Below are 11,957 nucleotides of genomic sequence, written 5' to 3'. Positions count from 1 at the left end.
TTTTGTGCTGCGGCAGCAGGCGCTTAAGCGGCTGCAGTCGGGCGGTCGGGACGATCGGCTGCACGGAGCAGCCGCAGCGACGGCAGATAGGCGCTCAGCGCGACGGCGGCTCCGGCGGCAACGACGTTTTTGAGTAGGTCGGGCAGCAGGAACGGGTAGCAGCCGGCGGCCATCGCTTCGGCAAACGAGAGGCCGGTCGCCTGCATCAGCCAAGGGATGCCGACAACGTAGGCGAGCAGGGAGCCGAGCAGCTCGAGGACGGCGAACACGGCGAGGAACGTCAGCACGGGGCTGCGGCCGGAGAGGCGGACCAGCAGGCGCGGCACGATCAGGCCGATCAGCAGCGCGCATAGCGGAAACACCCACAGGAAGCCCGCCGTCGGTCCGACAAACAGCGAGAGCCCGCCTTGAAAACGGATGAGCGGCAAGCCGGTCGCGGCAAGTCCGTACACGAGCGCGATGCTGAGGAAGCTGTCTCTGGCGCCGAGGAACGAGCCGGCGATCGCGACGGCCATCGTCTGCAGCGTGAACGGAACCGGGGAGATGCCGATTTGGATCTGGACGGCGCTGAAGACGACGAAGAGCGCGGCGAACAGGGCGATGAATACGATGCGGCGAAGCGGAGATACAGTTGGCATTCGGAAATTCGCTCCTTTGAGGATATAACATTCGGATTGATAGGTTAACTTGAATCTGGTAGATTTGGTTAACAGAACGGATTGTAGCATAGCCGTTCCGGTTTGAGAAGCCGGTTCAGACGTTTTTTTGCGGATCGGGCGAAATAGGGGCAGAAGGAAGGTGCGGCTCGATGCGGAGCGCAAGCGAAAAAGGGGAACGGCTCGTCTGTTGGAACGGGCATGCCGTGCAGGCGGCCGCCGGGGGACAGCTGCGGACGATTATCGGATCGGCCAGCCTGGAGCTGCGGCAGGGAGACTGGCTTGCTCTATGCGGGAGCAACGGATCGGGAAAATCCACGCTGCTCCGCGAGCTGGCCGGCCTCGGGGCGCCGCCTGACGGAATCCGGCATCAGCGGACGGCTGCCTTTCCTTATGACGTTCGTCCGTTCGCCGTCGTGCTACAGCAGCCCGACGCGGCGCTTGTCGGCTCGACGGCGAGGGAGGATCTCATCCTCACGCTCGAATACGCCGGCATGGAGGGGAGCCGGATTCTCGACGCGGCCGAGGAGGCGCTGGAGCGCTTCGGCCTGACGGCGCTGGCGGATACGCCCGCAGAGAAGCTATCCGGCGGCCAGAAGCAGCTCGTCGCGATCGCCGGCGCGGTCGCGGCCGGCTCGCCGGCGCTGCTGTTCGACGAGGCGACGTCGATGCTGGACGCGGAATCGGCGCGGCTCGTCCTTCGTCAGGTGCGGCAGCTCCATCGGGCCGGGGCGACGGTCGTCTGGTGCACCCAGCGGCTGGAGGAGCTGGAGAGCGAGGATCGGGTGCTGGCGATGGCGGATGGCAGCATCGAATATTCCGGGTCTGCCGAGGCGTTTTTCAAACGGACGGGCGGAGAGGCTTCGGCCTGCGAACGAGTCGGATTGGCCGCTCCTTATCCCGTGCGCGCGGCATGGGCGCTGCAGGAGCGGGGCGTGCGCCTCGACCGGCTGCCGCTGCGGCTGGAGGAGCTGGCGCCGGCGTTCGAGGCGTCCGCGGATAGCCGCGCGGAAGCGGCGGCCGGCAGTCGGGGGAATGCCGCAGCGGAGGCGCTGCCCGCATCCGCCGGGATGCAGCGGCATGAGGCGGACGGCGCAGAGCGGGAAGGAGCTGACCCTTTGCGCTTCGCCGCAGAAGAGCTGATTGTGGAGGGGTTCCGTCCCGACGCGGCCGCTCCCGGAAAAGGGGAGCCGACGGAGCTGCGGCTGCCGCCGGGACGCATCCTGCTGCTCGCCGGCAGCAACGGCTCCGGCAAGTCGACGCTGCTGGAGTCGCTGGCCGGCTTGCGCGAGCCTTCGTCAGGGTCGATCCGGTACGGTTCCGAGCCGCTCTGGCTCGGCAAGAGGCCGAACCGGGCGGCGCTGCTCCAGCTCGGAGCGACGCTGCAGCAGTCGGAGACGCAATGGTTCGCGCGGACGGTTCGCGAGGAGCTGGACTACTCCGCGCGGCCGTTCCGTCTGCCGCCGTCACGGCGCGCCGCCGCCATCGCGGACTCGCTGCGGCGGGCCGGCTTGCCGGAACGTCTGCTGGAGCAGGATCCGCTGACGCTGAGCGGCGGGCAGCAGCGCCGTCTCGCTCTAGCCTGCGCGCTCGTCGGCGGGCCGGAATGGCTGCTGCTCGACGAGCCGGCGGCCGGACTTGACGCCGAAGGACTCGAACGGCTGACGGAGCTGCTGCAGCGGCACCGGGCGAGCGGAGGCTCGGCGATCGTGTCGGCGCATAGCCTCGCCGCGCTGCTGCCGATAGCCGACAGCGTCGCCGTCATGGAAGACGGCAGGCTCAAGGAGCTGCTGCCCGCGCCGGAATATGCTCGCCGGCTGGCGGAGCGCGGGGACCGCGCCGCTCCGCCGCCGCTGCTTGCGGCGGAGCGCTTCGGCGCGGCGGCGGACGGCAGGCTCTGGCTCGAGCCGGAGGAGCTGGCGGAGCGGCTGGCGGCGGACGGCCCGGTCCGGACGGAGCTTGCCGCCGCGCCCGGCATCGCCGCCGCGAGGACGACGGACGGCGTCCCGGCCGGACAACCGTCCGCGCCGCGCCGGTCCGGGCCTGCGCCTGTCGCCGCCTCCGCGGAGACGCTCCTGCCGGACAGCGGCCTGCCCGATCCTCGCGCGCTGATCGCGTCGTATCTGCTGGTCGGCGCCGGCATCATGGCGCAAGACCGCTGGCCCGGCCTGCTGCTCGCGCTGGCTGGGGCGGCGCTGCTGGCGATCCTCCAGCGCGAGCGCATCGGCCTTTATTTGCCGCTGGCGCGCGGTTATGCCGTCTTTGCGCTGACGCTGGCGGCCGTCGCGGGCATCCAGCTGTCGCCGCCAGCCTTCGAGGCCGCGGCCGCGGCGCAGACGCTGTTCAAGCTGTCTCGTCTGTTCGCCGTCCTGCTGCTCGGCCTGCCGCTGCTCTCGCTGCTGCCGCCTTTCCGGCTGCAGCGGGCGGCGGACCAGCTGCTGCGGCCGCTCGTCCGGTTCGGCGTGCCGGTATCGAGGCTGACGCTGTCCATCTCGCTGCTGTTCCGCTTCCTGCCGCTGCTCGCCGGCGAGTGGCGCCGCTACAGCCGCATCGCCGCCGCCCGAGGCAAGCTCGCCGCTCGTCCAGGCAAGGTCCCGGCGGCGATGCTTTCCCGCATCGTGCTGCCATTTCTGCTGTCGCTCATCCGGCTCGGCGACGCGGTGGCCGACGCGCTCGAGGCGCGAGGCTTCGGGCATGGCGCCGCAGTCAAGACGTCGGCGTTCCGGCTGCGGCTCAAGCGCCTGGACGCAGGGCTGCTGCTCGCCGCCTCGGCGGCCTGGTTGCTGCTGCTGGCGCTGCGCTAGCGGCGGAACGCGGCCAACGTCGCCAAATCACGGCGGCGCAGCAAAAAAAGATGTACACGCCGGTTCCGTTGGAAGATAATGTGGATGCGGCCGGGCGAGGCGACGTGAGCCAGTCCGGCGAGATCAACCGAAGAAGCGAAGGTGCATCAAGTGCAAGCAGAAGGACGGCCAGGAAGGGCCCGTCTGCTGAAATTCGGCATGGTCATGAGCCCGCGAGTCTGGCTCAACGCGAGGATCGACCTTGCGGCGACCTGCCTGTTCAGCTTGTTCAACGTCGTCATGAACCAGTTTTTCATCACCTTCGCGCTCAAGCAAGGGGCGAGCAACGCGGAGGCGGGCCTGCTCGCCGCCGCGCCGGCTGTCGGACTCATCTTCTCCCCGCTGTGGGCGGCGCTGATCGAGCGCAGCGGCAAGCCGAAGCCCTATGTCGTCCTGCCCAATCTGGTCGGACGGCTGCTCATCCTGCTCCCGGCCCTGTTTCCGGATCCGCAGGTGTACGTGGCGACGGCGTTCGCCTTCCAGCTGCTGATGGGTATCCAGGCGCCGGCCTACGCGGCCTTCCTGCCCAAGGTCTATCCGCCCGACCTGCGCGGACGCCTGATGGGCTACGTGCGGATGGCCTCCGGCGTGCTCATGATTCCGATGTCCTATCTGGTCGGCGTCTGGGCGGAGGCATCCGGCCCGTCGGGCCCGCTCGCGGCGGCATCGCTCATGGGCGTCGCCTCGATCCTGCTGTTCCAGAAGATGAAGCTGCGCAAGGAGCCGCCGCGGCGGACGGCGCCGCCGCGCTTCAGCCCCCGCTCCCAGTGGGAGCTCGTCAAAAGCAACCGTCCGCTTGCCGCGTTTCTCGGAGCGACGATGTTCGCCGGCTTCGGCAACATGCTCGCGTATCCGCTCTACCAGATTTTCCAGGTGTCCTACCTCGGCCTGTCCAACACCGAGATCGGCCTGACGCGCGTCGCCTACTTCACGGCGCTGCTGCTTACGTATCTGGTGGCGGGGCGCATGCTGGACCGCTTCGACATCCGCTATACGCTGCTCGCCGGCATCGGCGCCTATGCGGTCGTGCCGATGCTGTACGGCCTTTGGGGCACCTACGAGGCGGTCATGCTCGGCAACTTCATCCAGGGCATGGGCGAGGCGATTTGGGACATCGGCATCCTGGCGTTCATTTTCCGCCTCGCGCCTGGGCGCGAGGAGCCGTCTTCTCGATCCACCTCATGCTGTTCGGCATCCGAGGCACGGTCGGGCCGCTGCTCAGCACCGGCCTTTCCGGCCATCTGACGCTGAGCTGGATGCTGCTCTTCGCCTCGGCTTGCGGCTGGATCGGCACGCTGCTGTTCGCCGGAGGCATGCTGCGCCGTGGACGAGGCGAGCCGGAGAGCGCCGGCTGAATCCGTGATGAAAGCGGCCGGAGTCCGGGCATCGACGCCCAAGCTCCGGCCGCCGCTTTTTCATCCGGCAGCAGGCTGTCTGCCGCTTGCCCGGAGCGCATCCGGCGAAGCGGCGCGACGCGCCGGCCTCCCGCCGGTCTCCCATTCGGAAGAAGCTTTTTCCAGCCGCCGCTCGTCGTAGCAGAAAAGAGGCCGCCGGCATCCCGAGACAGCGAGGAGGGCGGCGCTCGATCCAGGGGGAAAGGAGGCCGCCATGCCGTTCACATTCTCGCATCCGCTGTTCGCCGTGCCGCTGCGCCGGCTCGCGCCGAGCCTCAGCCTGTCCGGCCTGCTGCTCGGCAGCATGACGCCGGACATGGAGTATTTCGTCGCCATGGAGCCGTTCCGCTCGATCGGCCACTCGTGGCAAGGCTTCCTGCTGCTCGGCGTGCCGCTCAGCATCGCCGCCGCTGCCGCCTGGCGCTTCGTGCTCGCGCCGCTGCTGCCGAGGCTGCTGCCGGCCGCGCTGCGGCTCGACCGCTACGCGGCCGACCGGCTCGCCGAACGGCGCGATCCGCTGCTGACGCCGCGCGCGGCCGGCTGGTTCCTGCTGTCGCTTTATATCGGCTTCCTCAGCCATCTGCTCGTCGACGGGATGACGCATACGCATGGCTGGTTCGTGCTGTGGCAGTCCGACCTGATGCACGCGCGTCATGCCGGGCTGCCGCTGTATCGCTGGCTCCAGTACCTGTTCTCGCTGCTCGGCCTGCTCGCCGGAGCGTGCTGGCTCGCGGCGGACTACGCGCGCTGGCGACGCGCCTCCCGCTCGGCGCGCCCGGCGCGTCCGGCTGTCCGGCCGCTCGCCAAGCTCGGCGGCTGGACGCTCGCCGGAACGTGCGGCTTGCTGCTGTTCGCGCCCAAGCTGCTGCTCGCCCCGTCGCCGGACAATCCCGTGCTCTGGCTGGTCGCCGCCTGCAGCTCGCTGCTGTTCGGACTGTTCGCCGCCGGGCTGCTGCTCCGTCCGGGCCGCATCCTGCGCAAGCTGGCCGGTGCCGCGCTCGTGCCGCTGCTCGCGGCGGGCTACAAGGCGGCGGCGATGGCGCGGGACATCGGCGGGCCGATGGCCGCATCCGACCTGCCGCTCTGGATCGGCTACGTGTGGCTGCTCTCGATCGCCTTCGTCGCGCTTTCCGCGGTGCCGTCCGGGCGCGCTGCCGCCGCCGGCGCGGGCGGTGCCCGTAGACGCTCGGAGAGCCGGTCCGGCCCCGCCGTTTGAAGGACCCTCCGAGGGTCCTTTTTTAGCGAAAAGGGACTTCTTCGGGGCGTCCCTCGGCGGCCGGGCGCGGGGCTCCCTAGCGCCAAATTCACCCGTGAGGGAGCCTTTTCGCGTCTGAGGGGCTCCCTAGCGCCAATCGTTATCGGCAGTTGGATCGGGACCGCGCGGTCAGGTCAGGGATGTTTTTGGCTCCGCAGCCGTCCAAGCCTGTTCCTCCGGCATCCATGATGAAACGGATGGAAATGGTTTATACTTTTGTAAGAATTGCGTCCGCAATCGTTTAGATCTGTCGGTTACACTGGATATGGCGCAGCAGGACCGAAAGCTTCAGGGGGTGATCCGTTGTCGATCCGCATCAGGCTGCTGCTGTCCTACATCGCGATGGCGGCCATTCCGGTCGTGCTGCTCGGCATTTTGATGATGTTCGTCATCTATCTGCTCGGCTACGAGGACATGCGCGACTTCTTCGAGAAGAACCGCGACAAGACGTACCGCCAGTCGGTGCAGCTCGGCGAGATGTGGTACGTGCTGAACCACGATGCGGACAAGCTGCTCGACGCGTCCTACGTCGCCGACATCGACGAGCGGCTCGAGACGGTCGGCAGCGGCTTCGTGCTGACGATTCCGGGCCGCGGACTGTACGTCTCGGGACTGGCGGAGGCGAGCAAGGATCCGCAAGCCTGGTTTTCGGACCGCAAGGGCCATTCCGTCGACATGACGGTCGGCGGCTTCTCGTTCAGCGTGTTCACAACCGATTTCCGCTTCGGCGACGGAACCGCCTCCGAGGCGGCGCTCATTTTCCGCAAGGACGACATCCCGGTCATCTGGCGGCCGGTGAGCGGCCTCGGCCTGCTGCTGCTCGTCGGGCTCGTCAGCGTGTTCATGACGGTCGTCGTCTCTCGCAGCATCGTGCGGCCGCTGTCGACGCTGCGGGACGCCGCGCTGTCGCTCAAGGAGGGCAACCTCGAGCCGGTGCCGCTGCCCCGCTCGCGCAACGAGCTCGGCGAGGTCGGGACGGCGTTCGAGGAGATGCGGCAGCGCCTCAAGGATACGATCCAGCAGATGCAGCAGTACGAGGAGAACCGCAAGATGCTGCTGTCGCACATCTCGCATGACCTCAAGACGCCGATCACCGCGATCAAAGGCTACATCGAGGGCATCATGGACGGCGTCGCCAACACCCCGGAGAAGCAGGAGAAGTACATCCGCACCGTCTACGCCAAGGCGGACGGGATGGACCGGCTGATCGACGAGCTGTTCCTCTATTCCAAGCTCGACCTGCACAAGGAAGAGTTCCACTTCGCGCGGATGGACCTGCGGGCATTCGTAGTCCACTATATGGAGGACCAGCACTTCGAGATGGAGAAGCGGGGCATCGCGCTGGCCGTGAAGGCCGGCGAGTCGCCGCTGCCTGTGCGGGCGGATGCGGAAAAGCTCAGCCGAGCGCTCGGCAACATGCTCGACAACAGCGCGAAGTACATGTCGATGCGAGGGCCGGATCGGAGCGATCCGCCTGCCGTATCGGCGACGCTGGAGGCGCGCGGCAGCTTCGCCCGCCTGACGGTCGAGGACAACGGGCCGGGCATCGAGGCTGCCGCGCTGCCGCATCTGTTCGACCGCTTCTATCGGGCCGAGCTGTCCCGCAGCTCGGAAACCGGCGGCAGCGGCCTCGGCCTCGCGATCGTCCGCCAGATTGTGGAGGAGCACGGCGGCAAGATCGAGGCGGCCAATCGTCCGCATGGCGGAGCGGCGTTCGTCATCGAGCTGCCGCTCGCCGCGGACCGGGAAAAGGAGGCTCAGCCGTGAAGAAGATCCTCATCATCGAAGACGAGAGCTCCATCGCGGAGCTTCAGCGCGATTATCTCGAAAGCTACGGGTTCGCCGTCAGCATCGAGCATCGGGGCGACAGCGGGCTGGAGCGGGCGCTCAACGAGCGGTTCGACCTCATCGTGCTGGATGTCATGCTGCCGATGCTCGACGGCTTCGAGATCTGCCGGCGGATCCGTCAGGACAAGGAGGTCCCGATCCTGATGATCACCGCCCGCAAGGAGGATATCGACAAGATCCGGGGCCTCGGGCTCGGCGCGGACGACTACATGACCAAGCCGTTCAGTCCGGGGGAGATGGTCGCGCGCGTGAAGGCGCACTTGAGCCGCTACGACCGTCTGACCGGACAGTCCGGCACCGTCCAGGAGCAGATCCGCGTGCGCGGGCTGCTCATCGACAAGGCGTCGCATCGCGTATTCGTCAACGGCGAGGAGAAGGGCCTCACGAACAAGGAGTTCGAGCTGATTCAGCTGCTCGCCTCCCATCCGGGCAAGGTATACAGCAAAGAGGAGCTGTTCGAGCGCATCTGGGGCTACGACTCGCTCGGCGACATCGCGACGGTGACGGTGCACATCCGCCGCCTGCGCGAGAAGCTGGAGGAGTCGCCGTCCGAGCCGAAGTATGTCGAGACCGTCTGGGGAGTCGGCTATCGGCTGCGCGGGTAGGGGGAGCATCGCGGCTGCGGCCGCGTTGACCATAGAGCAACGATATTTTTCGCTTGATAGAGAAAAGGAGTGGATGTCGGCTTGAAGAGCATCATCAATTTTTCCTTGAACAACAAGTTCGCGCTATGGATCATGACGATCATCGTCCTGTTCGGAGGCGTCTACGCCGGCACGAACATGAAGATGGAGACGCTGCCGGACATTACGGTGCCGATCGTCAGCGTGACGACCGTCTATCCGGGGGCTTCGCCCGAGGAGATCATGAACGAGGTCACCTTGCCGATCGAGCAGGCGACCCGCAATCTGGACGGCGTCAAGGACGTCATGTCCACCTCGATGGAAAACGCCTCGTCGATCATCATCGAGTACGACTACAGCAAGGATATGGACAAAGCCCAGGACGAGGTGCGCAAGGCGCTGGACGGGCTCGACTTCAAGGAGGGCATCCAGGATCCGGGCGTGTCGCGGATCAGCCTGAACGCCTTCCCGGTGCTGTCGCTCAGCATCTCCAGCGACTCGCAGGATCTGGTCGCGCTGACCAAGACGGTCGAGGACGAGATCCTGCCGGAGCTGAAGTCCGTGGAGGGCGTCGCGTCCGTGCAGATTTCCGGCCAGAACGTGACCGAGGCGGAGCTCAGCTATAAGGCCGAGGAGCTGGCCAAGTACGGCCTGACCCCGGAATCGGTGCAAAATGCGATCAAGGCGGCCGCCGTCAGCGTGCCGCTCGGCATCTTCCCGTTCGGCGACGCCGAGAAATCGGTCGTCGTCGACGGCCGCGTGCTGACCGAGCAGGATCTGCTGAACGTCGAGATCCCGCTGCTGCCGTCCGCCGCAGGCGGAGCCGGAGCTGCCGGCGCGGGTGCCGGCGCGGGCCAAGGCGGCGCAGCGCCAGGCGGTGCCGGCGCAGAGGCTGGCGCAGGCCAAGGCGGCGCAGCCGGAGCCGCTGGCGGAGCGGCGGCAGGCGGCGTCAAGCTGCCGACCGTCAAGCTGAGCCAGGTCGCCGACGTGACCGTGCTCGACAAGGCGGAATCCATTTCCCGCACGAACGGCAAGGACGCGATCGGCGTCTCGATCGTCAAGGCGGCCGACGCCAACACGGTCGACGTCTCCGACGCCGTATCGGAGCGCATGGCCGAGCTGGCCGGCAGCCATGAGGGGCTCAGCTCCACGGTGACGCTCGACCAGGGCAAGCCGATCAAGGAGTCCGTCGAGACGATGCTGTCCAAGGCGGTGCTCGGCGCGGCGTTCGCGGTGCTCATCATCCTCATCTTCCTGCGCGACCTGCGCTCGACGATCATCGCGGTCGTCTCGATCCCGCTGTCGCTGCTGATCGCGGTGCTCGTCCTGCAGGAGATGGACATCACGCTCAACATCATGACGCTCGGCGCGATGACCGTCGCGATCGGGCGGGTCGTCGACGACTCGATCGTCGTCATCGAGAACATCTACCGGCGCATGGCGATGTCCGGCGAGAAGCTGACGGGCAAATCGCTCATCCTCGAGTCGACGCGCGAGATGTTCGTGCCGATCCTCGCCTCGACCATCGTGACGATCGCGGTGTTCCTGCCGCTCGGCCTCGTCACAGGCCCGATCGGCGAGATCTTCCTGCCGTTCGCGCTGACGATCGTCTTCGCGCTGCTCGCCTCGCTGCTCGTCGCGATCACGATCGTGCCGATGCTCGCCCACATGATGTTCCGCAAGGGACTCAAGGGCACGAAGCACGAGGACAAGCCGAGCCGCTTGGCGAACAGCTACAAGCGCCTGCTCAACTGGACGCTCGACCACAAGGGCATCAGCTTCGGAGCGGCGACGCTGCTGCTCGTCGGTAGCCTGTTCCTGTTCCCGCTCATCGGCGTCAGCTTCATCCCGAATACGGGCGACAACTCCATGATCGTCACGTACAACCCGGCGCCGGGCGAGAAGCTGGAGGACGTGGAGAAATACGCGCTGGACGCGGAGAAAAAGCTGCTGGAGCGCGAAGGCGTGGAGATCGTGCAATACTCCATCGGCGGCGGCAACCCGCTGAATCCGGGCGCTTCCAAGCAGGCGCTGTTCAACCTCCGGTACAGCTCCGACTACAAGGAGTTCGACGCCGAGAAGGAGCGCGTCGTCGAGCTGCTGCAGGAAAGCGGCAGCAAGGGCGAATGGAAGCAGCAGGACTTCACTGGCGGCGGCCTCGGCGGCAGCAGCCTGACCGTCACCGCCTTCGGGCCGGACATGGCGGCGCTGGAGCCGGTCGTATCCGACCTCAAGCAGAAGCTGGACGGCATCGAGCATCTGACCAACCTCGATACGAGCCTGTCGGAGACATATGAGCAGTACCGCATCGTCGCCGATAAGAAAAAGCTCAGCGAGAACGCGCTCAGCGCCGGCCAGCTGGCGATGGCGCTCAGCCCGGTCCGCGAGCGTCCGCTCGTGACGACGATCGAGAAAGACGGCAGCAATCTGAACGTCTACCTCAAGACCGAGGAGCGGACGTACGCGGACAAGGCCGCGCTGGAGAACACGCCGATCGTCACGCCGCTCGGCGCGACGGTCAAGCTGTCCGACGTCGCGACGATCGAGGAAGGCACGTCGCCGAACACGATCACCCGCAAAGGCGACCGCGTCTACGCCGACGTGACGGCCGACGTGACGTCGAGCGACATCAGCAAGGCGTCGCGCGACGTGCAGGCGGTCATCGACGGCCTGCAGCTGCCGGCGAGCGTCGACGTCGAGATGGGCGGCGTGACCGAGGACATCAACGAATCGTTCCGCCAGCTCGGCCTGGCGATCCTCGTCGCGGTCGCGGTCGTCTACCTCGTGCTTGTCATCACGTTCGGCGGCGCGCTGACGCCGCTGACGATCCTGTTCTCGCTGCCGTTCACCGTCATCGGCGCGCTGGTCGGCCTGCTGATCGCCGGCGAGACGGTCAGCGTCACCGCGCTCATCGGCATGCTCATGCTGATCGGCATCGTCGTCACGAACGCGATCGTGCTCATCGACCGCGTCATCCACATGGAGCGTGACGGGCTGAGCGTGCGCGAGGCGCTGCTCGAGGCGGCAGGCACGCGCCTGCGTCCGATCCTGATGACCGCGCTCGCCACGGTCGGCGCGCTGCTGCCGCTGGCGTTCGGCTTCGAGTCGGGAGCGCTCATCTCCAAAGGACTCGGCGTGACCGTCATCGGCGGCCTCATCAGCTCGACGCTGCTGACGCTCATCATCGTGCCGGTCGTGTACGAGTTCCTGAACCGCCGCCGCGCCAAGCGGCAGCGCAATGGCGTCGCCGCCTCTCCGGCTGCGGAATGACGGCTCCCGCATCCCGCCCTCTTGGGCAGGATGCGCGGATCCGCCGCGACAGCGAGCATCCTGCCCTC

Annotated in this window: 8 protein-coding genes; 7 read left to right on the top strand and 1 reads right to left on the bottom strand. The window is 67.2% G+C overall.

All coding sequences use genetic code 11. The features are described 5' to 3' along the window. Positions 1-23: 23 nt before the first annotated feature. The gene (locus GE073_RS13995; protein WP_194843369.1) at positions 24-638 is read right to left on the bottom strand and encodes a biotin transporter BioY; all 615 of its coding nucleotides are present in this window, start codon (positions 636-638) and stop codon (positions 24-26) included. A 170-nt stretch (positions 639-808) separates the two neighbouring features. Here GE073_RS13995 and GE073_RS13990 point away from each other — a divergent pair, with 170 nt between their 5' ends. The 7 genes from GE073_RS13990 (at position 809) to GE073_RS13965 (ending at position 11,889) form a co-directional block, all read left to right on the top strand. Further along, the gene (locus GE073_RS13990) at positions 809-3,460 is read left to right on the top strand and encodes an ATP-binding cassette domain-containing protein (RefSeq protein WP_153783713.1); all 2,652 of its coding nucleotides are present in this window, start codon (positions 809-811) and stop codon (positions 3,458-3,460) included. 141 nt (positions 3,461-3,601) lie between these two features. Further along, entirely contained in the window at positions 3,602-4,744 is a 1,143-nt protein-coding gene (locus GE073_RS13985) for an MFS transporter (RefSeq protein WP_228551529.1), read from the top strand. Continuing rightward, positions 4,681-4,854, top strand: a complete 174-nt coding sequence (locus GE073_RS25470) for a hypothetical protein (RefSeq protein ID WP_228551527.1) — start codon at positions 4,681-4,683, stop codon at positions 4,852-4,854. Before GE073_RS13985 ends, GE073_RS25470 begins: the two co-directional genes overlap by 64 nt. Before the next feature lie 253 nt (positions 4,855-5,107). Continuing rightward, the gene (locus GE073_RS13980) at positions 5,108-6,109 is read left to right on the top strand and encodes a DUF4184 family protein (RefSeq protein ID WP_153783712.1); all 1,002 of its coding nucleotides are present in this window, start codon (positions 5,108-5,110) and stop codon (positions 6,107-6,109) included. Positions 6,110-6,451: 342 nt separating this feature from the next. Beyond that, entirely contained in the window at positions 6,452-7,915 is a 1,464-nt protein-coding gene (locus tag GE073_RS13975) for a sensor histidine kinase (protein ID WP_028597351.1), read from the top strand. Continuing rightward, a complete protein-coding gene (locus GE073_RS13970) occupies positions 7,912-8,601 on the top strand; it encodes a response regulator transcription factor (RefSeq protein WP_028597350.1) in 690 nt (229 codons plus the stop codon). The genes GE073_RS13975 and GE073_RS13970 overlap by 4 nt, the downstream gene beginning before the upstream one ends. 81 nt (positions 8,602-8,682) lie before the next feature. Beyond that, entirely contained in the window at positions 8,683-11,889 is a 3,207-nt protein-coding gene (locus tag GE073_RS13965) for an efflux RND transporter permease subunit (RefSeq protein WP_153783711.1), read from the top strand. The last annotated feature ends 68 nt before the right edge of the window (positions 11,890-11,957 follow it).

Origin of the sequence: Paenibacillus sp. B01, from assembly GCF_009649995.1 — a bacterium.
GTDB classification, from domain to species: domain Bacteria; phylum Bacillota; class Bacilli; order Paenibacillales; family Paenibacillaceae; genus Paenibacillus_O; species Paenibacillus_O pasadenensis.
This window is presented reverse-complemented; position numbering and strand designations above follow the sequence as displayed.

Bases quoted from the DNA above. Each gene is read 5' to 3' on its own strand.
- GE073_RS13995 (WP_194843369.1), bottom strand. From the start codon at position 638: ATGCCAACTGTATCTCCGCTTCGCCGCATCGTATTCATCGCCCTGTTC.
- GE073_RS13990 (WP_153783713.1), top strand. From the start codon at position 809: ATGCGGAGCGCAAGCGAAAAAGGGGAACGGCTCGTCTGTTGGAACGGG.
- GE073_RS25470 (WP_228551527.1), top strand. From the start codon at position 4,681: ATGCTGTTCGGCATCCGAGGCACGGTCGGGCCGCTGCTCAGCACCGGC.
- GE073_RS13980 (WP_153783712.1), top strand. From the start codon at position 5,108: ATGCCGTTCACATTCTCGCATCCGCTGTTCGCCGTGCCGCTGCGCCGG.